We start from the raw sequence: 25595 nt of genomic DNA, 5'->3' as shown, positions 1-25595 counted from the left end.
CCTATCTCATAGTAAAACGAAATAGGTTTTCATATAGTATTGTAAAACAAAAATTTAGGTTTCTTTTACGGTAATAATATGCACTGGACAAGCTTTTGCAGCTAATTCACAATTTTCAACAATCGTATGGTCGGCCGATTTTAAAGTGTGAAAACCTTTAGCATCAACCGATTTAATTAATACTGATTTTCCGTCTTTTTTTGACATTTGAAACTGTGCTGGCGCCATTTCTACACAGTAATTGCAACCAATGCATTTGTCTCTTTGAAGTGTAACAACAACCATTAGTTTTCTACAATTTTATACATTTTGTCCGATAAACGAATACGGAACGGCACTTTTAAAGTACAACTATCGCCTTTTGTAGCTTTTTCAGAAGTAGCATCATTTACTAAAAAATCTTCTAAAATTAATTCTTGAGCTCCAGTTGATGGACCCGTAATTAATATTTTATCGCCTTTTTTAATGTCATAAGCTTCAATTTTGAATTCGGCTATGCTTGATTTGGGAAAATAATGCATTCCTTTTCCAACGTAAACTTTTTTCTGAGTCGCATTAGAACCTGGATTATCAGACCATTCGCCTAATTTTTGTCCCAAATAATAACCGCTCCAAAAACCACGATTGTAAACCGTTGCCAAGGCTTCCATCCAAGTTTGAATTTTTTCTTTTGTAAAAGTTCCTTCGTAATAGGAATCGATAGCTTCGCGATACGTTTTGATAACAGTTGCTACATAATCAGCAGCTCTTCCTCGCCCCTCAATTTTTAAAACTTTGATGCCTGAATCGATTACTTGGTCAAGGAAATCTAACGTACATAAATCTTTTGGCGACATCATGTATTCGTTATCAATTTCAATTTCAAAACCTGATTCTTGGTCAATAACTGTATACTTTTTACGACAATTTTGTTTGCAAGCACCACGATTGGCAGATGAATTATGCGAATGTAAACTCAAATAACATTTTCCTGAAACCGCCATACACAAAGCGCCATGACCAAAGATTTCGATTTCAACCAAATTACCACTTGGTCCTTTGATTTGTTCTTTTTCGATGTCATCTGTGATTTTTTTCACTTGGCGTAAACTCAACTCGCGAGACAACACAATTGTATCGGCAAACATAGCGTAGAATTTTACCGTTTCAATATTTGTTACGTTTAATTGGGTAGAAATGTGAACTTCAATTCCCATGGTACGAGCTGTCATAATCACCGCTTGGTCTGATGCAATCACGGCTGTAATACCTGCTTCTTTGGCTTTAGCTAAAAGTGTTTTTACAATCGATAAATCATGATCGTAAATAATCGTATTTAAAGTTAGATACGTTCTAACGTTTTTTTCGTTGCAACGACGCGCAATTTCAGGTAAATCATCTAAAACAAAGTTCACCGTTGCACGAGCTCGCATATTTAATTGTTCGACTCCAAAATATACCGAATCACATCCATTATCTAATGCTGCTTGAAGCGATTCGAAATTTCCAGCAGGCGCCATTAATTCAATTCTTCCTGTAGTTGTCATTAGGTAAGGATTTTAAATAGTTTGTCAGATAATCGCACTCTAAACGGCAAAGCAAAAGTTACTTTGTCGCCTGGTTTTGCTTGATTGGCTTCTGTTCCGTTAACGAACATTTTTTGAACTACCAATTCCTGATTCCCAGTTGTTGGTCCCGAAATTAAAATCTTATCCCCAATATTCAATTCGTTATTTTCAATTTCAAAAAGGCCTACTTGAGCTTTTACATAGTAGTGTTGTGCTTTGCCTAAAATCACTTTTTTAACTTTGATTTTTTGTCGAATGTCTTTAACAGGATTCACAGTTGCAATTGGTGCATCAGGTAATTCTCCAGATTTTTTAAATTTCAAAGCTTCTGATTTTCCTTTACGGAACACTTTATTTCCAACTTGTTTACCGCTTCTCAATTTTACTTGTTCGGCTAATGGTAAATGCGTAATTTCTAAACATTCTGTAGAACAACAATTCTCCATTGTGGCTTTACAATCGTCACATTGAATGAATAATAAATGACAACCATCGTTAGCGCAATTGGTATGATTATCACAAGGTTTTCCACATTGGTGACATTGCGAAATAATGTCTTCAGTAATTCTCTCGCCTAAACGATTATCAAAAACGAAGTTCTTTCCAATGAATTTGCTTTCCAAACCTTCTTCTTTGATTTGTTTCGCATAATTGATGATTCCGCCTTCAAGCTGAAATACATTTTTAAAACCTTGATGTTTGAAATAGGCAGATGCTTTTTCGCAACGAATTCCACCTGTGCAATACATCACCAAGTTTTTATCTTCTTTGAAATCTTTTAATTGTTCGTTGATGATGGGTAAACTTTCTCTAAAAGTTTCCACATCTGGCGTTATAGCTCCTTTGAAATGACCTACTTCACTTTCGTAATGGTTTCTAAAGTCTACTACAATTGTATTAGGATCTTCAAGAATTTCATTGAATGCTTTAGCGTTTAAGTGAACGCCTTTATTGGTAACATCAAACGTTTCGTCATTTAAACCATCAGCTACAATTTTGTGACGTACTTTAATAGTTAATTTTAAAAAAGAATGATCGTCTTGCTCTACGGCAACATTCAATCGGATGCCACGCATGAAATCATAGGCTTCTAAAGTTTCGCGAAAAGCTTCGAAATTTTCTGCTGGCACACTCATTTGAGCGTTAATTCCTTCGTGAGCAACGTAAATTCGGCCAAGAGCATCGAGTGCATTCCAAGCTACGAATAAATCATCGCGAAATTTTTTAGGATCTTCAATTTTGGCATACGCATAGAAAGACAACGTTAATCGTTGTTTACCTGCTAAATCAATTAGCTCTTTTCTTTCTTCTGCGCTTAAGGTGTTATACAGTTGCATGCTATAAACGTTTTAAGGTTAGAGACGCGATTAATCACGTCTGTACAGAAATATGTTATGGATTCTAAATGGAAGAATTCGGGCACAAAGGTAATAAAATTGATTAAAAATCAAATCTTTAATACCAATTCAAAACATATTAACAATTTTTGTATCGAATAAAAAAAGATGTATTTTTACGAAAAATATTTTATTATGAGCTCAGATAAAGACGCAAAATTAAAAGCCTTACAACTAACATTAGACAAACTTGACAAAACGTACGGAAAAGGAACCGTAATGAAATTAGGTGATAGCGCTGTTGAAGAAGTAGAAGCTATTCCGTCAGGTTCATTAGGTGTTGATTTGGCTCTTGGAGTAAACGGTTACCCAAGAGGAAGAATCATAGAAATCTACGGACCAGAATCGTCAGGTAAAACCACGTTAACATTACACGCCATTGCAGAAGCTCAAAAAGCGGGTGGAATTGCTGCATTTATTGATGCTGAGCACGCATTTGATCGTTTTTATGCTGAGAAATTAGGTGTTGATATTGACAATTTAATTATTTCGCAACCAGATAATGGTGAACAAGCATTAGAAATTGCTGAGAGTTTAATTCGCTCTGGAGCTGTTGATATTGTTGTTGTTGACTCAGTTGCGGCTTTAACTCCAAAAAGCGAAATTGAAGGCGATATGGGAGATTCTAAAATGGGATTACATGCTCGTTTGATGTCACAAGCTTTGAGAAAATTAACAGGAACAATTCATAAAACCAATTGTACAGTATTTTTCATTAACCAATTACGTGATAAAATTGGGGTAATGTTTGGAAATCCTGAAACTACAACAGGAGGTAATGCATTGAAATTTTATGCTTCGGTACGTATTGATATTCGTAAATCGACCCAAATCAAAGATGGTGAAAACGTAATTGGTAACAGAACCAAAGTTAAAATCGTTAAGAACAAAGTAGCCCCTCCATTTAGAACAGCAGAATTTGATGTTATGTATGGAGAAGGGATTTCAAAAGTAGGTGAAATTTTAGATTTAGCTGTAGAATTTGAAATCATCAAGAAAAGCGGTTCTTGGTTCAGTTATGGAGAAACCAAACTAGGTCAAGGTAGAGATGCTGTAAAAGTTTTAATAAAAGACAATCCAGAATTAATGGATGAATTAGAACAAAAAATAAAAGATTTTCTAAAAGAAAATAACGCATAATATTAAATCACGCCTCGAGCGTGATTTTTTTTTAAACCAACGCAACCTTTTCAGTAAATTTGAATCTATAAATTAAATCAATTATTAAAATGAAAAAACTCTTTTTAATATTAAGTGTTTTGTTTGTCTTTAGCTCATGTAGTCTAGACGATGAACCCAAATCAGAATATACTTTACTAAGGATTGAATCTGTGGAAATGCCAGCGACAGGTTTTAATTTAAATGAAGTAAATTATATTAAAATACGATACAGAAGGCCAACAACTTGTCATTTATATGATGATATTTTCATCGAAAAAAATGGATATACAAGAATTGTTGCAATTAGAGCTATTAAACTAAATGAAAACAATTGTGAAGATGCAACAGAAGAAGGTCCATATGAAGTAGAATTGCCTTTTAAACCTACTGAAGTTGAAACTTACACATTTAAATTTTGGACAGGAACAAATAATCAAGGTGTTGATGAATATATAACTAGGGAAGTCGTGATTAATTAATACATATACATTTTGATTTTAGAGCAACTCATAAATGAATGTACTAAAAACAATACTAAAGCACAAGAACAACTTTATCACTTATTGGCGCCAAAGTTGTTTGCTGTGTGCTTGAAGTATTCGAGAAGTTATGAGGAAGCACAAGATAATTTACAAGAAAGTTTTTTAGTAATTTTTGATAAAATAAAACAATATAAAAATATAGGTTCTTTTGAAGGTTGGTCAAAACGAATTGTAATAAATTACACTTTACAGCAATACAGAAATCAAAGAGTTTTCGAAATTATTTCAGAGAAAATTCCAGATACAGATGATGTAGAAATTGATGATGAGAATTTATCTATTGAATTTCTTACTGAGATTATTCAATCCCTACCAGATAGATATCGATTGGTTTTTAATTTATACGTTATGGATGGTTATTCTCATAAAGAAATTGCGGAAATGCTTGGCATCAACATAGGAACATCAAAATCAAATTTAGCTAGAGCTAAAGCCATATTAAAAGAAAAAATTGAATCGAATAACAACTATTCAATTAAAAAGTCAAAATGAAAGAGCAAAAAAATATAGAACGATTATTCCAAGAAAAATTCAAAGACTTTGAAGTAACTCCGCCTCAAGGGTCTTGGAATACAATTGCTTCTCGATTAAATGAAAAGAAAAAGAAAAAAAGAGTAGTGCCATTTTGGTTTCAGCTATCTGGTATTGCAGCATCATTTTTTATTATAGGAGCTTTAGTTTGGAATTTCACTTCGACTGAAAATAAAATTCAATTAAACAAGAGTAATGAAACTGTTGTAGGAATTGACAACAAAACAAAGGATAATGAAAATTCGATTTTGTCTTATGAAAATAACGAAACATTACAACTTGATGAAAAAAATCAACAAGAAACATTAGATAAAAATAATACAAAATTTGATTATAATCTTTTAAATTCAAAAAAATCAAATACAAAAGTAGTTTCAAACGAAAATAAAAATACTCACTCAAACATTAAAAATAATAAGATTAGTTTTCCTAAAAACAAAGCTGCAAGAAAAAACAATAATACATTTTATAAATTAAACTCTGTTATTGTTGTAAACACTAAAAATAATAAAACAAAAAGAGATAAATCAGTAAATGAATCCTTAGTTCAACATAATGATTTTATTGTATGTGATGCTAAAGATACATCCGACAAATTGGTGGGAACTAAGAATTCCAAAAACAATACAAATCAAAACGGGAAAATTAATGCTCATACTATTGAATCCCTTTTTATTGTAAACCAAAACGGAACAAATTACGTAAATATAAATAGTGATTCTAAAGATAAGAATGGTATCGACACTACAAATGTCATTGTCGCTTCATCTAAGAATATCACAAATCAAGATAGTACTCTAGTGGCCCAAATTTCGCCTGAAATTAATCCATTAGAAAAACTGCTAAAAGAAAAAGAGGCTGGGAAAAATGAAGATGAAAAAGAAAAAGAAAAAAGAAGTAAATGGGCGATAAGTACAAACGCATCGCCTGTTTATTTTAATTCTATTGCAGAAGGCTCTTCATTAGATAGCCGTTTTAATGCGAATCAAAAAGAATATAACAATACCGTAAGTTATGGTGTTGGAATTAATTATAATATAAATAGTAAATTATCTTTAAGATCTGGTATTAACAATTTAAGTCTTGACTATAACACATCAGATATTAGTTTTTACCAAGCTACAAATGCTAAGCCTATTGAGAATGTAGCAACTAATGCTAGAGGGAAAATGATTAATGTAGAAAGTAAATTAGAAGATAATGGGAACTTTATAGCTGTAACTGGAAATCTACTAAATAAATTTGATGGCTCTATTAATCAACAAATTAGTTATGTAGAAGTTCCTTTAGAATTAGGATATAAAATTTTGGACAGAAAATTTGGAATTGAAATCATAGGTGGATTCAGCACCTTATTTTTAAATAATAATTCCGTTTCTTTAATTTCAAATGGTCAAGAAATTGTTATTGGCGAAGCAAACAATCTAAACAATATACATTTTAGTAGCAATGTCGGTTTGGGTTTTAAATATAATTTTTGGAAAAGCTTTAATGCTAATTTCCAACCTATGTTTAAATACCAAATCAATACATTTAGTGAAAACTCCGGAAATTTCAAACCTTATTTTATAGGTTTGTACTCCGGAGTTAGCTTTAATTTTTAAGCTTTGTTGGTTAAGCTTAAGTTTTTAGTTAAGTTGTTTCGTTTTTTAGTTAAAATGAAACTGAAAAAGTCCAAATGCGTTTGGACTTTTTTATTTTAAATCTTCTAACAATGGTTGTAAAATGATTTCTCTTACTTGGAGTTTTAAAGTGTTTTTATCTTCTAAAGTTTTTCCTTTGGTTTCAATTATCGGGAAAATTTTAGCTCGCATTTTACCTGGGCTTCCACTGAAAAAAGTATAAGAAAAACGCTTTTTATTATCAAAAAAAACCATTGGAACGATTGGTAATTGATGTTCTATGGCAATTCTAAAAGCACCATCTTTAAAATCATCTAACACAATATGTTCTTCAGGAACACCACCTTCTGGGAAAATACAAATGCTCAATCCTTGATGAATTCTTTTTTGTGCACGTTCAAAAACGGCATACCTACTTTTACTACTGCTTCTATCTACCAAAATGCACACACGTTTATAAATAAATCCAAAAACCGGAATCTTAGCCAATTCTTTCTTTCCAACAAAAACAAATGGGTGATTTTTAACCGCAATCAACATCAACATAATATCCGTCATCGAAGTATGATTGGCTACTAACATATAACTTTTTCCATCTTCAAAAACTTCATCACCAACTATTTTGTAATGGAATCCCATTCCAATTAAAATGAATTTTGCCCAAAGACGTGCAATTCTAAAAAATAAGGGGTAGGTTTTTTCGCTTAAGATTGTACCTAAAATGAATGGAAATAATACAATAATTGGAACCAAAACCAAAAGGTAAAACCAAATACGATATAAAAACGTGAGTGGATATTTTAAAAATCTCATTAAGCAACTTTATTTGTTTTCCAAAAGTAATCATTTATATAAAATCTATCTCTTTTTACTTTTCGGTTTTTACTTTACATTTGCATTTCAGAATACTAATTTAAAAATAGGCAAAGCTTTGTGAATAACTTTGCGTTTAAAAAATAAAAATGGCAAAAATCTTAACTGGAGTCCAAAGTACAGGAACACCTCACTTAGGTAATTTATTAGGAGCAATTTTACCAGCAATTAAAATGGCTGAGAATCCTGATAACCAATCGTTTCTTTTTATTGCCGATTTGCATTCGATTACGCAAATCAAAAATGGTGCAGAATTAAGACAAAACACCTACAGTACGGCGGCAACTTGGCTAGCTTGTGGATTAAATACCGATAAAGTAATTTTTTATCGTCAATCTGATGTGCCTCAAACAGCAGAATTGTCTTGGTATTTGAGCTGTTTTTTTCCGTTCCAACGTTTAACATTAGCACATTCGTTCAAAGACAAAGCAGATAGATTAGAAGATGTAAATGCCGGATTGTTTACCTATCCAATGCTAATGGCGGCCGATATTTTATTGTATGATGCCAATATTGTTCCAGTTGGAAAAGACCAATTACAACATATAGAAATTACAAGAGACGTTGCTTCAAGATTTAATCATCAAATGGGAGAAACCTTTGTTTTACCAGAAGGAAAAACAAGCGAAGAAACCATGTATGTTCCTGGAACAGACGGACAAAAAATGAGTAAATCGAGAAACAATTTCATTAATATTTTTGTGGACGATAAAGCACTTCGCAAACAAATTATGGGAATTCAAACCGATAGCACGCCATTAGAAGATCCAAAAAATCCAGATACTTGTAATTGTTTTGCTTTATACAAATTGTTAGCAACACCCGAACAAACGGAAGTAATGAAAGCCAACTATTTAGTTGGAAATTACGGCTACGGTCACGCTAAACAAGAATTGTTTGAATTAATCGTTGAGAAATTCAGAACCGAAAGAGAAAAATACAATTACTACATCAACAACTTAGAAGAAGTAGATAAATTATTATTGGAAGGGGCCGCAAAAGCAAGTGCTGTAGCGAATGGTGTTTTGAAAAGAGTGAGAGAAAAGTTGGGTTACTAAGAAAACTCAAAGTTCAATAAAAAAACCTCAAAGTTTAGAAGGCTAAATTTTGAGGTTTTTTATCAAGTAAAAGTTCGATCAATATCTAATAATCATCCTTAATTATTCCTTTTAAAATCCATTTGTTGTTTTTTCTAATCGAAATTATTTTAAAAGTATATGGAATACAACCTCCTTTAGTTAAATTAAAAAATGCTTTGTTTTTTTTATCATTGATAACTACTCTTGAAATTGAAACTATGGTATGTTCATCATGATTATGATTACTTGTAATATGGGGTAAAAATTTTGAACCATAAAGATTAATTAATAAGGTTGAATTTTTAACTTCATTTTTATTTACTTGCCTTAAATCAAGTGAATCAAAAATTGGTATAAAATCATTAAAATGTTTTGGAAACTCTTTTTTATAATAACTAAAATGAATTTTTCTTAGAGTATCAATAATTCCGATTCTATATTTATTTTTTTGGTTGGCTAACTTTTTAATATTTTCTTTTTCTTCATTAACTAAATTAAAAAATTCTTCATTAGAAAAATTTGAATAATTTTCATTTTGAAGACTATCTGGCATTGGTGGAGGTGGTGGAATAAATAAACTTCCAATTTCGGGAATTACATCTGGCAAAACATCACATAAAACTTCTGCTTCTAATTCTTCATAGGTTTTTTCTTTCTCGGTACAAGAGAATAAAAACAAAACTATCGTTATAATGCTAAGTGCTTTTTTCATGTTTTAAATTTAGGAATTTCAATCAAAAAATAAGCCAAAAAATCAAACCAACTCAAACATCTTACCCGGCAAAGGTCTAATCACTCCTTTTAATTCCATATTTAACAAAATGGAAGAAATTCGATAAATGGGAAAATCACATTCTAAGGCGATAATGTCCATCATTTCTTTTCCGGTTTTTTGAAGGTAATCGTAAATAATTTGTTCTTCATCGGTTAAGGTAATGAACAATTGTTTTTGTACCGCTTTTTGAGATTCACGTTGCAACTCCCAATTCAAAATATAGACCAAATCTGCTGCTGAAGTAAGCAAATTAGCACGTTGTGTTTTAATCAAATTATTACACCCTTGACTGTATTTATCCGTTGTTCTTCCTGGAACAGCGAAAACCTCTCGGTTGTAATCGTTGGCTAAATTAGCCGTGACTAATGAACCGCCTCTTTCAGCACTTTCAATTACAATGGTAGCTTCGCTAATGCCAGCAACAATGCGATTTCGTTTGATGAAATTTTCTTTGTCTGGATTGCTGGTGCTCCAAAATTCGGTTAAAAAGCCGCCATTTTGTTCCATTTTTGCCATGTACTTTTTGTGGGTTTTCGGATAAATTTGATTCAAACCATGTGCTAAAACTCCAATCGTTTGCAAACCACAATCCATCGCCATTTGATGGGCATAAATATCCACGCCGTAAGCAAAACCACTAACAATTATTGGATTTAATGGTGAAATTTCTTCAATCAATTTCTTAGTAAATCCCATGCCGTAAGTCGTAATTTGACGCGTACCAACAATACTAATGATTCTTTTGTTTTCTAAATCGATATTTCCCGCTTGGAATAAAAGTACGGGACTGTCATAGCAGTTTTTTAATCGTTCGGGATAGTTTTCTTCTTGAAAATAAGTAGTGGAAATATTTTCTTGCGCAATGAATTGAAGTTCGGCTTCCGCTTTGGCAAAAACGGATTTATCTTGTAAATTTTTAATTACAACCGAACCAATGCCGTCAATTTTTTGAAGTTGAGATTTTTTTGAAGCGAAGACTTCTGCTGCGTTTCCGCAATGTTGTATGAGTTTTTTTGCGATTACATCTCCTACTCCTTCCACTTGCATCAACGCAAGCGTGTGGTATAATTCTGACTGTGTCATGGCGTGTATAAAATTTATTTGGCGTATAATTGAAGAACAAAAATAGTTCTTTTTAGCAATAATCCAAAAAAAGAAAATGGAATGCTATCTATCCCGAAGTTTCGGGACTGATGGGAGCGGCACCGTGTAGAGCGGACAGCAGCCCTTCGACAAGCTCAGGATGACAAAAATTACAAACACTTTATTTCCAATTGTTTATAGTAAAAATCGCAATTGTTAATAATTTTTGTTGATAAAATTTTGATATTGCTATTGATTATCTAACTTTGTTGTTATGCAGATAGAAAAACACATATCCGACTTATTATATCGTTATCAGTGCGTTACTGTTCCTGGCTTTGGTGCGTTTTTAACCGAAACTGTGTCCGCTCACGTTACTGGAAGCGCAAGTTCGTTTTTTCCACCTAAAAAAGTGGTTTCGTTTAATGCGAATGTAAAAAACAATGATGGTTTATTAGCGAATCATGTGGCATTACAAGAAAAAATGTCCTACGAATTAGCCGTAATCAAAATTGGTGATGTAGTGAACGAATGGACGTATTTGTTGCAAAACCGTAATCGTGTGGTGTTGAAAAACATTGGCGAAATTTCAGTGAACAATGAAATGAATTGGGTTTTTGAACCAGCTAATACGATAAATTATTTAACGGATTCGTTTGGTTTGACCCCTTTTGTTTCTCCAGAAATTACAAGAGAAGTCTTAAAACAAGAAGTAGAGGCTTTAGAAGAAAAGGCTCCGATTATTTTTACTCCTGAAAGAAAGAAAGATTACTCGTATTTAAAATATGCCGCTGTTTTTGTAACGATGTTGGGCGCTGGTGGTGTTGGTTATATAGCTTATAATAATCAACAAATTGAAAATCAAACATTAGCCGTTCAAAAAAACGTACAAGAGAAAGTACAACAACAAATTCAACAAGCAACCTTTGTAATTAGCGCTCCAGTTGAAGCGGTTGAATTAAGTGTAGCTGCTCCTATTGAAGAAAAAATGCCTTATCATTTAGTGGCTGGTGCTTATAGAAGTGAAGAAAATGCAAACAAAGCTATCGCCGAATTGAAAGCAGCTGGTTTTGAAAAGGCTAAGATGCTTCCAATGAACAAACACAACTTATATCCTGTGGTTTATGGTAGTTTCAAAAATTTAAACGAAGCACAAATTGAAAGAAAAAACATCCAAAAATCGCACAATGCAGAAGCATGGTTATTAATCGAATAAATTTTTAACACTTTGCGTAATAATTATTGAAATCCCAATTTTGGGATTTTTTTTTGCATTTAATTAGCGAATTCCTCATTATCTTTGCAAAAAAAACAATGCAACCAAAATTTCCTTCAGAATCGGTAACGACTTTAACCGACTTAGTTTTACCAGGTGAAACGAATCCATTGAACAATTTATTTGGTGGTGAATTGCTTGCTCGTATGGACAGAGCAGCTAGTATTACCGCTAGAAGACACTCACGTAGAATTTGTGTAACGGCATCTGTGAATCACGTGGCGTTTAACAGAGCTATTCCTTTGGGAAGTGTAGTAACTGTTGAATCTAAAGTTTCCAGAACATTCAACACTTCTATGGAAATCTTTATTGATGTTTGGATTGAAGACAGAGAATCGGGAATTAAAAATAAAGCTAACGAAGCTATTTATACTTTTGTTGCCGTTGATGAAACCGGAAGACCAGTTCCTGTTCCACCAATTGTACCTGAAACCGATTTAGAAAAAGAACGATTTGCCGCAGCATTAAGAAGAAAACAACTAAGCTTAGTCTTAGCTGGAAAAATGAAACCAAGCGAAGCAACGGAATTAAAAGCGTTGTTTATGGAATAAATTAAGAACCTTCGGGTTCTTTTTTTTATTTTTGTAAAAAATAAATCACATGTCATCATTTTATAAATTAAGCATTAAAGAAATCATCAAAGAAACGGCAGATGCGGTTTCGATTCTTTTTAATGTTCCCGACGAATTAAAATCGTATTACCAATTCGTTGCTGGACAATATGTAAACTTAAAAATCACGCTTGACGGACAAGAAATTAGAAGAGCCTACTCGATATGTTCTTCTCCAAAAAGTGGCGAATTACGAATTGCTGTTAAAGCCGTAAAAAACGGATTCTTCTCTAAGTTTGCCAATGAAAAATTAGCCGTTGGAAACGTAATCGAAGTAGGAACTCCTGAAGGAAAATTCACTTTCGAACCAAAAGCAGAACGTCAGAAAAATTACGCAGCTTTTGTAGCTGGAAGCGGAATTACACCTGTATTTTCAATCTTAAAATCGGTTTTAGAAGAAGAGCCAAACAGTACTTTTGTGCTGGTTTACGGAAACAAATCCGAAAAAGATACCATTTTCCACAACCAATTACATGATTTGCAATTACAATATGTTGGTCGTTTGTTTGTACAATATGTTTACAGTCAATCAACAACTGATAACGCTTTGTTTGGTCGAATTGATAAATCAACGGTAAACTTCATCTTGAAAAACAAACATGCCGAAATGGAGTTTTCAAAATTCTATTTATGCGGACCAGAAGAAATGATTAATCTGGTTTCCAATACATTAAAAGAAAACAATATTTCCGACTCTGATATTAAATTCGAATTGTTCTCTACCTCATCAAATGAAGGAGAAGCTGTTGTTAGCGCTGATGGTCATACCAAAATATCAATTTTAGTAGATGACGAAGAAACAACTTTCGAAATGAGTCAAAAACAAACTTTATTAGAAGCGGCGTTGAAACAAGGTTTAGATGTGCCGTATTCTTGTCAAGGTGGTATTTGTAGCAGTTGTATTTGTAGAATTACAGAAGGAGAAGCAGTCTTGAAAAAGAACCAAATTTTATCCGATGCAGAACTAGCAGAAGGATTAACATTGGCTTGTCAAGCACATCCAACAACAGCTACGATAAAGATTGATTTTGATGATGTGTAGTTAGAAATTCCAATAAAAAAATTCCAAATTCCAATTTTATCTAGGTAAGATTGGAATTTATTTTTTCAATAACTTGAGTTGGTAAAATCGTCCGCATCACATTCTCATAACCTTCTACTTTTTTATTTCCGTATATTGATGTTGGTAATAAAGGAAATTTCTCTCTGTCCGAAATTAAACAAAAATCATCAGGTTGATTGAACGGTTTGAAACCCGCATATGGATGCGTTGCTCCCCAAAGTGTAATGACTTTTACGCCCAACATAGCAGCAATATGCGCATTTCCTGAATCCATGGAAAGCATAATGTCTAAATTAGAAATGACTTCTAATTCTTGTTTAAATTTTAGTTTTCCAGCCAAAACGATTACATTTTCATGTTGCCTTTGTAATTGATTTAGCAACTGAATTTCTTTCTCGCCGCCTCCAAATAAGAAGATTTTATTGTTTTTATTTTCAGCTAAACCATCAATTACTTCTTGCATCAAATCGATTGGATACACTTTACTTTCATATTGCGCAAAAGGCGCAATTCCAATCCAATTTTGATTTTTAGCTCCTGTTATTGATAGGATTTCTTGTGATAAATTAGCTTTTTCTGGAAAATGCGGATTCTTTAAATCAATTGAAAACCCAAGTTGGTTGAATGTATCTACATGTCTTTCAACCATTGGTTTTACTGGTTCAAAAACTTTGTTGGTCAAACTGGTTAACGCTTTCTTTTCGGTTCTTCCTTTATCGGTTGCTGCAACTTTTTTTCCGCTTAAAGCGAATAACGTTCGAACAACTTTAGAGCGAAGAACATTATGTAAATCGGCAACTGCATCAATATGCAATTTTCGTAAATCAGAAAATAATCGGAGCAAACCTAAGAAACCTTTGTGACGTTCTTTCAAATCCACTCCAAAGAAATTCACATTGGGAATTCCATCAAAAAAAGGTTGAAAAAAAGGTCGGGAAACTACTGTGATTTTTACTTCAGGGTATTGCAAAACTAAGGCTCTCAACACAGGAACTGTCATTGCAACATCACCCATGGCTGAGAGCCTTATTACCAATATGTGTTTTGGTTTAGACATCAAATGATGACTATTTTTTATTTTGATACAACACCGGATTTAACTCCTCGTCGTTGTACATTTTCATTTGTTTGTACACTTTCATGTATTTGTCACCATTAGCAATATCCGTTAGTAACTCGCTAATTGAAGTAAACATGTCGCTTTTTTGGTCTAACAAAACATTCAATTTTTCTTGACATTTTGCTCTGTGTTCAGCAGTTGCTTCAGCACGATTTGCTTCTTCACTCATGTGGTAAATTTTCAAAGCTAAAATCGATAAACGGTCGATTGCCCAAGCTGGACTTTCGGTGTTGATTTTTGCATTTGGTTTTACTTGAACATCTTTGTATTTATCCAAGAAATAACTATCGATGTATTCCACCATATCCGTACGAACTTGGTTTGAAGCGTCAATTTTACGTTTTAAATCTAAAGCTGCTACTGGATCAATATTTGGATCACGAACGATATCTTCATAATGCCATTGCACAGTGTCTACCCAGTTTTTTGCAAACAACAAATATTCAATAGTTCCTTTTTCATAAGGATTTACAACGGGTTGATACACATCGTCAATGATGTGATATGTTTTGATACTTTGTTCAAAAATGGGAAATGCAAATTCAGCAAACATAATTATAGCTTTAAAATTGTTACAAAAATAGCGATTTTTTGTACTTTTATCCTGAATTACAAAAAATAAAATCGATGCACATTCATTATATCTCTGAACAAAACAGTATTCTTAATCATTTTTTAGCGCAAATTCGCGATGTAAACATCCAAAAAGATAGTATGCGTTTTAGAAAAAATATTGAGCGTATTGGAGAAATAATGGCATACGAATTAAGTAAAACACTTGATTACAAAAACATTGATGTGCAAACGCCGCTTGGTATCAAACACACCACAACAATTGCTGAACCTGTAGTTTTATGTTCTATTCTTCGTGCTGGTTTAGCTTTACATCAAGGTTTTATGAGCTTTTTTGATAATGCAGAAAACGGATTTGTTTCGGCTTATCGTCATCATTATGACAACGATGATAAATTTGAAATTTTGGTAGAATATCAAGCAGCGCCATCTTTCGAAGGGAAAAATCTGATTTTAATTGACCCAATGTTAGCTACTGGACAATCATTAGTAGCCGTTTTACATAAATTACATTTGGAACAAAAACCAAAAGAAATTCACATTGCAGTTGTTATCGCGACTCCAGAAGGAATCGAATACTTAGAGAAAAATGTTCCCGAAAACTGTCATTTATGGGTAGCAGCTCTAGATGAAAAATTGAACGAACACAATTATATCGTTCCAGGTCTAGGTGATGCAGGAGATTTAGCTTACGGAATTAAATTATAATTGCATTACAAAAAAGAAAACTCCGAATGCTAACAAGGCATAAACTACAATTTCTTTTACCCAATTGTTTTCGATTTTCTCGATAAAATTAGCTCCAATAATTGCTAGAGGTCCAAAGCAAAAAGCTAAACTTCCGTTGTTTTTATTGGCTGAAAGCACATAAATTCCAACACCTAAAATAAAAGAAAACAATATCGTTTTATGAGAAGATTGCATGTTCAAAGCTTTATTTGGAACATCAAAAACGTGTAAAACGAAAGCAAACAAACTTAATGAAGTAAAAGCTGCTAATGCAATTCTTTGGTAAATATTATCAAAATAATAAAAATCAAAACTGATATATGTTTTATCTAACAAAGTACTCATTAAAGTATTGTCTAGAATACTATTCGCAAGGAAAAATAAAATAGTTACAGCAAATAAAGCAATAAAAGGAATAATCCAATTTCGATAATCTTTGGAAACGTGAAGAATAATAGCAATGAATACTAAGACGATGTAAAAAATACTCCAAAAGTGAAACAATGCCGCTAAGAAAATCCAAAATGAAGCATCAAAAATTTTCTCTTTAGTTTGAAGTAAGGATTTCAAGGAAATTAATCTTCTTAGAGCCAAAAGCAATAAAAAATTGGAAATAATGATGTTTTTATTTTGGAAAATAGAGGAAAAGAACAAAAGAAAAATAAAAAACAACAATAAAGCATAATTATTTCCTTTGGTTAATCCGTTCTTAAGCGTAATGAAATTTAAAATGAATAATGAAGCAAAAAGAAGCAGATACAAACCAAACTCTTCAGCGTAGTAAATCCAATCAGCATTAGGTTGCGCTAGCGTAATTATCTTCACCAAAAAGAAAAAAAGCGATAGAATACCTACTACTAAATAATTAAATGGTCTTGTTTTACTAAAAATGCTTGCTAACATTAGAATATTTTATATTTTTGTGGTGTAAATATAATACTTTATCAAAATGAAATCATTTTTTGAAGGAATACAATCACTTTTCGTAGATTTTTTATTTAAGCCACTTGATTGGTTAAGAGAATTAGAATTAACAAATTGGTGGACTGCAAATATCTTAAACTGGATTTTTATTATTATCTGTTGTGCGGCTATGTACTATTGGATTAAGCAATTGAACATCTTCAAAGCTAATAATGAAGATGACCAAGATACTACGGCACACTCATTTTTAAAATAATCTTAAGATATTAGTAAGGATTATAAATCCTTACCAATATCTCTTCTATAATACATCTTATCAAATTGTAGTTTTGCTATACTTTGATAAGATTTTTTTATGGCTTCTTGAAAGTCATTCCCATACGAAGTCACCGCAATTACGCGACCTCCGTTAGTTACTACTTTTCCATTTTCTAATTTTGTTCCCGCATGAAAAGGAATTGAATCGGTTATGTTTTCTAATCCAAAAATTTCTTTTCCTTTTTCATAATCTTCTGGATAACCGCCTGAGACAACCATAATAGTTGTAGCTGCTCTTTCATCAATTTCTAATGTGATTTTCTCTAATTCTTGGTTTGCGATGGCTTCAAAAATTTCAACTAAATCACTTTTTAATCTTGGCATGACTACTTCCGTTTCTGGATCGCCCATACGAACATTATATTCGATCACCATTGGTTCGCCTTTCACGTTGATTAATCCAATGAAAACAAATCCTTTATATTCGATTCCGTCTTTTTGTAAACCGGCGATAGTAGGTTTTACAATTCGAGTTTCAATTTTTTCTAATAAAACGGCATCAGCAAATGGAACTGGAGAAACCGCACCCATTCCACCTGTGTTTAATCCTGTATCGCCTTCTCCTATTCTTTTGTAGTCTTTTGCTGTTGGCAATACTTTATATGATTTTCCGTCGGTTAAAACGAAACAACTTAATTCTATTCCGTCTAAAAATTCTTCTATAACTACTTTTGAACTTGCTTGTCCAAATTTAGCTCCAACTAACATATTTCTTAACTCCGTTTTCGCTTCCTCTAGATCTGATAAGATTAAAACGCCTTTTCCAGCAGCTAATCCGTCTGCTTTTAGAACGTATGGTGCATCTAAAGTTTCTAAAAACTGGCAACCTTGCTCTACGGTTTCTTTGGTAAAACTTTCGTAACGAGCCGTTGGAATATTGTGTTTTACTAAAAATTCTTTCGCAAATTCTTTACTTCCTTCTAATTGTGCTCCCACTTTTGATGGCCCGATTACTGGAATGTGATTGATTTCTGCATCGTTTTTGAAGAAATCATAAATTCCTAAAACCAATGGATCTTCTGGCCCCACCACTACCATTTCTACTTTTTCTTGTAAAACAAAAGCCTTAACTGCATCAAAATTATTCGGATTTAAATCCACATTTTTTGCAATGGTTGCCGTTCCTGCATTTCCAGGCGCAACAAAAAGAGAAGTACATTTTGAAGATTGAAGCATTTTCCAAGCCAGTGCGTGTTCGCGACCGCCAGAACCAAGTAGTAAAATAGTCATTTTGTGTGTTGTTATGTTGTTTGGCAAAAGTACTATTTCTTAAGAAGAAAGAAAAAAGAAAAAAGAAGAAAGATTATTTTCAGATTTAGTACTTTTGGATAAATTCCAACAAATGTTCAACTTGTTTCATCTTTCTTTAAAATTAAGCGGTTTTCCTATTGCGAAAGCTCAGGCTGATTTTGAGAAAATTCTACAAATTTCGGAAGCAGATTATCCCGATTATCTCGAAACTAAAAAAAGAGAAATTGTGGAATTTCATTTGAAAAACAATGCTTTCTATCAGAATTTAGTTGGAAAAGAAACTTTTGATCCCGAAGTTTCGGGATGGAATGATTTACCTGTTCTAACCAAAAAAGATTTGCAAAAACCTTTAAAAGACCGACTTTCCAGAGGTTATTCTGAGAAAACGGTTTTTGTGAATAAAACTTCAGGTTCGAGTGGTGATCCTTTTGTTTTTGCAAAGGATAAAGAAGCACATGCAATAACTTGGGCTTCGATTATTTATCGCTTTGGTTGGTATGGTGTTGATTTCAATTCGTCGTATCAAGCACGATTTTATGGGATTCCGTTGGATTTTATTGGATATCGAAAAGAACGCTTGAAAGACTTTTTAAGCAAAAGATATCGTTTCCCCATTTTTGATTTATCGGACAAAGTTTTAGACGGCGTTTTGAAACATTTTAAAACGAAAAAGTTTGATTATATCAATGGTTACACGAGTTCGATTGTGCTTTTTGGAAAATATTTACAAGCGCGAAATATCATTTTAACTGATGTTTGTCCAACGTTGAAAGTTTGTATGGTAACTTCGGAAATGTTATTTGAAGAAGATAAAATTCTGCTAGAAAAACATTTAGGAATTCCTGTTGTGAATGAATATGGTGCTTCGGAATTAGATTTAATTGCTTTTCAAAACCCGAAAGACAAATGGCAAGTGAATTCGGAAACCTTATTTGTGGAGATTTTGGATGAAAATAATCAACCCGTTCCTTATGGAAAAGAAGGAAAAGTGGTGATTACTTCGTTGTACAACAAAGCACATCCGTTTATTCGTTATGAAATCGGCGATGTTGGAATTTTGGATGAAAAAAGCACATTGAAAAAACCAATTCTGAAAAAATTAATCGGAAGAACTAGTGATGTAGCACTTTTACCAAGCGGGAAAAAATCGCCTGGATTAACGTTTTACTATGTAACCAAAAGTATTATTGAAGACGACGGAAACGTAAAAGAATTTATTGTACGTCAAACGAAATTGGATAGTTTTGAAATTGATTATGTGAGTTCGGTAGAATTGACTTCAGAACAAATTCAGGAAATTGAAAAAGCAATTGCGAAATATTTAGAGCCAGGATTACATTTTACTTACAATCGAAAAGCAGTTTTGGAACGCACGAAAAGAGGAAAATTGAAGCAATTTCAGTCGATGATTTGAATCAGTTACACAGAGTTTCGCAAAGCCAAACATAAAGCATCACAAAGTATCATCTAAACTTTGCAAATCTGCTGTTAAAACCTTGTGCTCTTTGAGCCTTCCTTGTGTTCTTTTTGGTAAAAAAAGGAATTAATTTCTATATTTCATAAAACCGCGATACATCCAGTGCAACATATAATAAGCCGATTGGAAAACATTCAATTTTTCAACTTCTCTATAAAATTGCCATTGGTATTTAATTAAATCTGATTTTTTTCGGGAAAGGGAATTTTCTCTGATTCTGTAAATCGCTTGTGTTTCTTGTATTCCGTGAGCGAATGGAATTACTTTTAAATAATTCAACCACAATCCCATATCTTGACGTTTTCGGATGAGTGGCATATATTTTTTTCCTAGTTTTTTAACGTCAACAAAAGCCGTTAAACAGCTAATGGAATTAGATTTTAGAATATCGGAATAAGAAACTTTATTTGGAACAATAAAATCAGAATAGACAAATTCTAATTGCTCATTAGCTCTTTTATAAGACGAAAACACAAACGGAATTCCGGTTTCTTGAATAGTTTTGATATTGTTTTCGATGAATGTTGGAAACCAAATATCATCGGCATCAATGAAAGTCATGTAATCTCCCGAAGCTTTTTCAATACCCGTATTTCGTGCAACTGCTGGTCCAGAATTCTGACTTAATTTATGAAACTGAATGCGATTATCGTTCTGAATTATGGATAAAACAACACTTTCGGTTTCGTCTGAAGAACCATCATCTACAATAATCATTTCCCAATTTGGAAAGGTTTGATTTTGCACCGATTGAATAGTTTCAGCAATAAATTTTGCAGAATTATAAGAAGGCGTAATTATGGAAACTAAAGCGTTCATTAGTAGGCTTTTTTCTCCCCTTTGATTGCATTAATTATAGTTACAAAAATGATTTTAAAATCTAGCAATAATGACCAATTTTCAAGATAGAAAATATCGTATTTCACGCGATTAATAATATCTTTTTCTGTTTCAACTTCACCCCTAAAACCATTAATTTGAGCTAACCCAGTAATTCCTGGCTTGATAAAATGACGCACCATAAACTTATCTACACTTTTAGCATACATCTCTGTATGACTTACCATATGTGGTCTAGGTCCAACAACAGACATGTCTCCTAAAAGCACATTAAAAAACTGAGGGAGTTCATCAATACTTGTTTTTCTAATGAACTTTCCTATTCTCGTAATTCTGGGATCATTTTTTTGTACTTGCTCTAAATCAGCAATTGGATTTAAAAACATGGAACGAAACTTATAACAATAAAACTCTTCATAGTTTAACCCATTTCTTTTTTGTTTAAAGAATGTTGGACCTTTTGATTCTAAACGAATTACTAAGGCTAAAATAGGGGTTAACCATGAAAGTAAAAAAACAATTATTGTTAATGAAAAAACAATATCGAAAAATCTTTTTAACCTCTTGTTGACCTCTTTATCAAGTGGAATAGTTCGTAAAGAAATAATAGGAATATATTCGTAATATTCAACGGCTAAATTTCTTAATAAAGTGTTTTTATTATCGGGTAAGAATTTTACCGTTTTTAAATTATTATCAGCAAAATTGATTAATCCATTAATTTCATTGTTTGATAAAACATTAATAGAAGCATAGATTTCATCGATTTTATTTGCTACAACATATTCCTTACTTTCTATTAACTCCTGCCTTTTATTTCCTTTTAAATCAAAAACGCGAACTAAATTATAACCATAATCTGAATTCGTTGTGAAAAACTCAATTAACTCATCAACACTTTTCCCATTACCAACAATAATCACATTTCGATGGTTTCCTCCATATAGAAGGCGGTATTTTTTTAATAAAATAAAAATAGAAAACTTTAATAATCCTACTAAGAGAAAAGACCAAAAGATATATTTTACAACTTCATCAGTAGTAACGTATTTATATTTGTAACCTACATAAGCAAATGTGATTAAGCCGATAAAGAAAAACTGTTTTAGTAATTTCCCGAAAATTTCAATGCCTTTACTAAATCGGTAAACTTCATAATATCCTGAATAATACGAAATTATCAACCAGAACAAAGATAAAATACTGTGATATCCAAAGTTGCTCATGGCAGATCTCATGCATAGCAATACTAATAGATTTATAATTAATAAATCTAAAAATATTATTATGGGTCTAATATAGACAGAGTATCTTCCTGTTTTATTTTTCAATTAGTGGATGTATTTTGTAAAATCTTTGTGTTCTTCTTTTAATAACTCTTCTGTAGAAAGTGTCTTAAAATAATCATACGTAATTTTCATGCCTTCGGATCTAGATACTTTGGGTTCCCAACCTAAAATTTCTTTTGCTTTTGTGATATCTGGTTGTCTTTGCATAGGATCGTTTACTGGTAAGGGATGATATACCACTTTTTGGTTAGTTCCAGTAAGTTTCATAATTTCTTCTGCAAAATCTTTGATGGTGATTTCATCTGGATTACCAATATTAACAGGCAGATGATAATCTGAATGTAATAATCTGAAAATTCCTTCTACTTGATCATCAACGTAACAAAACGAACGTGTTTGGCTACCATCACCAAAAATAGTTAAATCTTCACCTCGTAATGCTTGACCAATAAATGCCGGAATAACTCTACCATCATTTAGTCGCATTCTGGGTCCATATGTATTAAATATCCTAACAATTCTCGTTTCTACCCCATGAAATGTATGATATGCCATGGTTATAGATTCTTGGAAACGTTTGGCTTCATCATAAACACCTCGTGGACCAATAGTGTTTACATTTCCATAATATTCTTCTGTTTGAGGGTGAACCAATGGATCTCCATACACCTCAGAAGTTGAGGCAATAAGAATTCTTGCTTTTTTAACCCTTGCCAACCCAAGTAAATTATGCGTTCCCAATGATCCCACTTTCAAAGTTTGAATGGGTATTTTTAAATAGTCTATTGGGCTTGCTGGTGAAGCAAAATGTAAAATATAATCCAGTTTACCAGGAACATGAACGAATTTGGTAATATCATGATGATAAAATTCGAAGTGTTCATTTTTAAATAAGTGTTCAATATTTTTTAAATCACCGGTGATTAAGTTATCCATACCGATAACGAAATAACCTTCTTTAATAAATCTATCGCAAAGATGTGAGCCCAGAAAACCAGCAGCACCTGTAATTAAAATTCTCTTCATTTTATTTTTTTTCTAATTGGGGACCAATATTTGAGTTATAAAGACAATAAAATATCATAAAAAACAAAACCCCTCTTTGTCTCCACAAAAAAGATTCTGTCAAAAATAAGCTTATCATTAGAATTGCAAAAGCAATATGTATAAAATCTTTTGTAATAAAAGCTTTTTTTGTGTTTAAAAACAAAATTATTATCAACAATACAAATCCCACAAGACCTAATTCTGCAAAAATTTGAACATATTGATTATGAAAATTAAACGAACCATAACCAGGATATAAATTATAATGTTTTTCTTTAGCTTTTAATTTAGTCAAAGAAGCATTTAAACCAAATCCTTTCCAAAATATGGGTTCTTCATTCAAAAACTCCAAAAACATTCTAAATTGGTATACACGAAATGCTGATCCTGGAAAATAATCTGAAGGATGAAATTGTTCTTTTGTCCAAGCGTCTGCAATACTAATATTATTAATCCCTTCTTTTTTATTTAATTCAACATTATGTGAAATACTTTTGTCTGAGTTTGTCCTAAATTCAATAAGAAATCGCTCTTTAATCTTACTAAAAGAAACTATAAATCCTAGTAAAATCAATATAATAGTAAGATTTCGTAAACGGAGACGATTAGCAATTTTTGAATAGAAAAAGACCTGTATTAATATTAATAAAACTAAAATTAAAATAATATTTTTTGACGAAAGTAGAATCACGAAAACAAATAATAAAAGGCTTGATATCTGCTCAACTTTTGTTTTGTGTTGTCTGATGAAAAAATAAAAAAATGCAATGGCTACATAAACCGATACATGAATAGCGTTTAATAATCTAGGAACTAATCCCGTATCAGTATCATTATTGGGTCCGTGATAAAAGAACACACTGGTTTCTTTGGTAATTAAAAATCGTATAACTGCTCGTATTAAAAAAAACACAACATATACTAACATTGTGTAACTGTAATATTTTAAAATCTTATCCTTTTGTTCTTTTGTGAAATTTGGAATCAGCATAAATCCCAATGGAATCAGTAACAAAGCAACTTCTTTTGGAATAGCATTCAACGTTCTTTTAAGATCAATGGACCAAAAACTGGAAATACTCATCCATACAAACAACAAAATAGGAATCATGTAAACTAGAGGAAAAGATATCTTCTTTTTACCAATGTAAAAAAGTGCTGAAATAAAAAAAATTCCTAATACAATATTATTGATAGCCATAGAAATAGGCAAAGTAACCAGTAATAATACAAAAGGAATAAACGCTTTATTTTGCTTGTTTTCTTCTAGAAGTTCCTTCCAAACATTGTTTAAAAAGCTGTAAATATTGCTCATTTATTTTTTCCCAATTAAAAGTTGCTGCTATTGCAGCATAGTTATTTTCTACGAATTGCAAGTTATCAATTTTTTTGACAGTATTTAAGATTTTTTTAACCTCTTCTGCATTGGAAAAATAATATGCGTTTTCCTGTAAAACTCCTTTATTAAAATCATTGTTATGAGATGCTATCAAAGCTTTTGAAGCCATAGCTTCTAGCAAAGAGGGGTTTGTTCCTCCAACGGTATGACCATGAAAATAAAGATTAGAATAATATCGTAAATTGTTTAAGTGTTCCAAATTGTAAACCGCTCCTAAAAAACGGATATGAGAATAGGCTTCAAATTTATTTTTTAAATAAGTTCCGTATTTGGTGTTGTAGTTTCCAATTACCAAAATTGGCATTTTATGTTCTGTTTTGGCAACCCCTTCTAATACCATATCAAAATTATTTTCAGGCTCAAAACGCGCCATTATCATGTTGAAGTTTTCCTTTTCAACTTGATATTCTTTTAAAATTTCTGGATTGGGATTATCAAAATTATGAGCACCATAGGCAATATAAGTGCTTTCTTTTTGATACTTTTCTTTGATATATTTTTGAATTCCGATAGAATCTGCAATTAAAAAATCACTCTTTTTTACAGCTAACCTTTCTGCAATTTGAAGTGCTTTTTGAACTTTTTTTGAATATTTTGTTCGTTTCCATTCTAAACCATCCATATTTGTTATGACTATTGCTTTTTTTGGATGTAATGAAAACCATACTGAACTACTAGTGTAACCCAACTGAAGAATGATATCAAAACTCCTTTTTCTTGCATCTCGTATGCAATTTAAGTCATATATAAACTGACCAACGGTTCCTATTTTATTTTCAGGATCATAGCAATGCACAATATTCACACCTCTGAATTCCTTTTCTTGATAAGGATGACTATGGGAATTATAAACATACACCTCATGTCCTTGAGTTGCGGCATAAGTGGCAAAAAATTCTGCAAACTGCTCAAAACCCCCATAGTGATTAGGGATTCCACGCGTTCCTAAAATTCCAATTTTCATTTAGATTTTTTTAACAAAAGCAAAATTACATCTTCTCTTCTGTTTATTACTCATTTCAGCACATTTTTTTGGATATTATGATAAATATCATCTCATTTATCTAA

At 32.1% G+C, this 25595-nt stretch carries 26 protein-coding genes; 11 read left to right on the top strand and 15 right to left on the bottom strand.

Annotated features, from left to right (window positions below; translation table 11 throughout):
- Positions 1-54: 54 nt before the first annotated feature.
- The 3 genes from V7P59_RS01170 to trhO are packed head-to-tail and all read right to left on the bottom strand — an operon-like array spanning position 55 to position 2884.
- The gene (locus tag V7P59_RS01170; RefSeq protein ID WP_026725596.1) at positions 55-285 is read right to left on the bottom strand and encodes a ferredoxin; all 231 of its coding nucleotides are present in this window, start codon (positions 283-285) and stop codon (positions 55-57) included.
- Entirely contained in the window at positions 285-1526 is a 1242-nt protein-coding gene (locus V7P59_RS01165; RefSeq protein ID WP_333807851.1) for a peptidase U32 family protein, read from the bottom strand. The genes V7P59_RS01170 and V7P59_RS01165 overlap by 1 nt, the downstream gene beginning before the upstream one ends.
- A complete protein-coding gene (trhO, locus tag V7P59_RS01160; RefSeq protein WP_333807850.1) occupies positions 1526-2884 on the bottom strand; it encodes an oxygen-dependent tRNA uridine(34) hydroxylase TrhO in 1359 nt (452 codons plus the stop codon). Before trhO ends, V7P59_RS01165 begins: the two co-directional genes overlap by 1 nt.
- A 195-nt stretch (positions 2885-3079) precedes the next feature.
- Between trhO and recA the strand changes: the two genes are divergently transcribed.
- The 4 genes from recA to V7P59_RS01140 all read left to right on the top strand — a co-directional run bounded on the left by recA (position 3080) and on the right by V7P59_RS01140 (position 6782).
- Positions 3080-4084 (top strand): recombinase RecA, encoded by a 1005-nt coding sequence (gene recA / locus V7P59_RS01155; RefSeq protein ID WP_333807848.1) that lies wholly within the window; start codon positions 3080-3082, stop codon positions 4082-4084.
- Positions 4085-4281: 197 nt separating this feature from the next.
- Positions 4282-4584 (top strand): hypothetical protein, encoded by a 303-nt coding sequence (locus tag V7P59_RS01150; RefSeq protein WP_333807846.1) that lies wholly within the window; start codon positions 4282-4284, stop codon positions 4582-4584.
- 12 nt (positions 4585-4596) lie between these two features.
- Positions 4597-5139 carry an RNA polymerase sigma factor gene (locus V7P59_RS01145; RefSeq protein ID WP_333807844.1) on the top strand — a complete coding sequence of 181 codons (543 nt, stop codon included), beginning with the start codon at positions 4597-4599 and terminating at the stop codon, positions 5137-5139.
- Positions 5136-6782, top strand: coding sequence for a hypothetical protein (locus V7P59_RS01140; RefSeq protein WP_333807842.1), 1647 nt, complete (start codon positions 5136-5138; stop codon positions 6780-6782). Before V7P59_RS01145 ends, V7P59_RS01140 begins: the two co-directional genes overlap by 4 nt.
- Before the next feature lie 90 nt (positions 6783-6872).
- Here V7P59_RS01140 and V7P59_RS01135 read toward each other — a convergent pair whose 3' ends face one another.
- Positions 6873-7613, bottom strand: coding sequence for a lysophospholipid acyltransferase family protein (locus tag V7P59_RS01135; RefSeq protein WP_333807841.1), 741 nt, complete (start codon positions 7611-7613; stop codon positions 6873-6875).
- A 149-nt stretch (positions 7614-7762) separates the two neighbouring features.
- On the opposite strand from V7P59_RS01135, the gene trpS reads away from it, so the two are divergent.
- Entirely contained in the window at positions 7763-8731 is a 969-nt protein-coding gene (gene trpS, locus V7P59_RS01130) for a tryptophan--tRNA ligase (protein WP_333807840.1), read from the top strand.
- A gap of 85 nt (positions 8732-8816) precedes the next feature.
- Here trpS and V7P59_RS01125 read toward each other — a convergent pair whose 3' ends face one another.
- Together V7P59_RS01125 and dprA are read right to left on the bottom strand one after the other, a co-directional pair.
- The gene (locus V7P59_RS01125) at positions 8817-9464 is read right to left on the bottom strand and encodes a hypothetical protein (protein ID WP_333807839.1); all 648 of its coding nucleotides are present in this window, start codon (positions 9462-9464) and stop codon (positions 8817-8819) included.
- 42 nt (positions 9465-9506) lie between these two features.
- Positions 9507-10610, bottom strand: coding sequence for a DNA-processing protein DprA (gene dprA / locus V7P59_RS01120; protein WP_333807838.1), 1104 nt, complete (start codon positions 10608-10610; stop codon positions 9507-9509).
- A gap of 274 nt (positions 10611-10884) precedes the next feature.
- Between dprA and V7P59_RS01115 the strand changes: the two genes are divergently transcribed.
- The 3 genes from V7P59_RS01115 to V7P59_RS01105 all read left to right on the top strand — a co-directional run bounded on the left by V7P59_RS01115 (position 10885) and on the right by V7P59_RS01105 (position 13539).
- Positions 10885-11826, top strand: coding sequence for an SPOR domain-containing protein (locus V7P59_RS01115; RefSeq protein WP_333807837.1), 942 nt, complete (start codon positions 10885-10887; stop codon positions 11824-11826).
- 98 nt (positions 11827-11924) lie between these two features.
- Positions 11925-12437 (top strand): acyl-CoA thioesterase, encoded by a 513-nt coding sequence (locus V7P59_RS01110; protein ID WP_333807835.1) that lies wholly within the window; start codon positions 11925-11927, stop codon positions 12435-12437.
- Positions 12438-12486: 49 nt separating this feature from the next.
- Positions 12487-13539, top strand: a complete 1053-nt coding sequence (locus V7P59_RS01105; RefSeq protein ID WP_333807833.1) for a ferredoxin--NADP reductase — start codon at positions 12487-12489, stop codon at positions 13537-13539.
- A 40-nt stretch (positions 13540-13579) separates the two neighbouring features.
- Here the strand turns inward: V7P59_RS01105 and V7P59_RS01100 are convergent, their stop codons facing one another.
- Together V7P59_RS01100 and V7P59_RS01095 are read right to left on the bottom strand one after the other, a co-directional pair.
- Positions 13580-14617, bottom strand: a complete 1038-nt coding sequence (locus V7P59_RS01100) for a glycosyltransferase family 9 protein (protein ID WP_333807831.1) — start codon at positions 14615-14617, stop codon at positions 13580-13582.
- Between the two features lie 10 nt (positions 14618-14627).
- Positions 14628-15233: a DUF4254 domain-containing protein gene (locus tag V7P59_RS01095; RefSeq protein WP_333807829.1), complete on the bottom strand. Its 606-nt coding sequence runs from the start codon at positions 15231-15233 to the stop codon at positions 14628-14630.
- A 74-nt stretch (positions 15234-15307) separates the two neighbouring features.
- Here V7P59_RS01095 and upp point away from each other — a divergent pair, with 74 nt between their 5' ends.
- Entirely contained in the window at positions 15308-15961 is a 654-nt protein-coding gene (gene upp / locus V7P59_RS01090; RefSeq protein ID WP_333807827.1) for a uracil phosphoribosyltransferase, read from the top strand.
- On the opposite strand, the gene V7P59_RS01085 is transcribed toward upp, so the two are convergent.
- The gene (locus tag V7P59_RS01085; protein ID WP_333807825.1) at positions 15956-16885 is read right to left on the bottom strand and encodes a DUF6427 family protein; all 930 of its coding nucleotides are present in this window, start codon (positions 16883-16885) and stop codon (positions 15956-15958) included. The genes upp and V7P59_RS01085 overlap by 6 nt on opposite strands.
- 46 nt (positions 16886-16931) lie before the next feature.
- On the opposite strand from V7P59_RS01085, the gene V7P59_RS01080 reads away from it, so the two are divergent.
- Entirely contained in the window at positions 16932-17162 is a 231-nt protein-coding gene (locus tag V7P59_RS01080) for a DUF6341 family protein (protein ID WP_333807823.1), read from the top strand.
- A gap of 20 nt (positions 17163-17182) precedes the next feature.
- On the opposite strand, the gene purD is transcribed toward V7P59_RS01080, so the two are convergent.
- On the bottom strand, positions 17183-18454 hold the full coding sequence (gene purD / locus V7P59_RS01075; RefSeq protein ID WP_333807821.1) for a phosphoribosylamine--glycine ligase: 1272 nt from the start codon (positions 18452-18454) through the stop codon (positions 17183-17185).
- A 112-nt stretch (positions 18455-18566) separates the two neighbouring features.
- On the opposite strand from purD, the gene V7P59_RS01070 reads away from it, so the two are divergent.
- Entirely contained in the window at positions 18567-19889 is a 1323-nt protein-coding gene (locus tag V7P59_RS01070) for a phenylacetate--CoA ligase family protein (RefSeq protein ID WP_333807819.1), read from the top strand.
- Positions 19890-20018: 129 nt separating this feature from the next.
- On the opposite strand, the gene V7P59_RS01065 is transcribed toward V7P59_RS01070, so the two are convergent.
- The 5 genes from V7P59_RS01065 to V7P59_RS01045 form a co-directional block, all read right to left on the bottom strand.
- Positions 20019-20771 (bottom strand): glycosyltransferase family 2 protein, encoded by a 753-nt coding sequence (locus V7P59_RS01065; RefSeq protein WP_333807817.1) that lies wholly within the window; start codon positions 20769-20771, stop codon positions 20019-20021.
- A complete protein-coding gene (locus V7P59_RS01060) occupies positions 20771-22018 on the bottom strand; it encodes an undecaprenyl-phosphate glucose phosphotransferase (protein ID WP_442902405.1) in 1248 nt (415 codons plus the stop codon). Before V7P59_RS01060 ends, V7P59_RS01065 begins: the two co-directional genes overlap by 1 nt.
- A 105-nt stretch (positions 22019-22123) precedes the next feature.
- Positions 22124-23107, bottom strand: a complete 984-nt coding sequence (locus tag V7P59_RS01055) for a UDP-glucuronic acid decarboxylase family protein (protein ID WP_333807813.1) — start codon at positions 23105-23107, stop codon at positions 22124-22126.
- A gap of 1 nt (position 23108) precedes the next feature.
- Positions 23109-24443, bottom strand: coding sequence for an O-antigen ligase family protein (locus V7P59_RS01050; RefSeq protein ID WP_333807811.1), 1335 nt, complete (start codon positions 24441-24443; stop codon positions 23109-23111).
- Complete coding sequence (locus V7P59_RS01045) at positions 24376-25491, bottom strand: DUF1972 domain-containing protein (RefSeq protein ID WP_333807809.1); 1116 nt, start codon at positions 25489-25491, stop codon at positions 24376-24378. Before V7P59_RS01045 ends, V7P59_RS01050 begins: the two co-directional genes overlap by 68 nt.
- Positions 25492-25595: the final 104 nt, after the last annotated feature.

It is taken from the genome of Flavobacterium sp., assembly GCF_036782315.1.
In the GTDB taxonomy this organism is placed as follows: domain Bacteria; phylum Bacteroidota; class Bacteroidia; order Flavobacteriales; family Flavobacteriaceae; genus Flavobacterium.
Note: the sequence above shows the minus strand (reverse complement) of the source record. Positions and strands in the feature narration are given on the sequence as shown.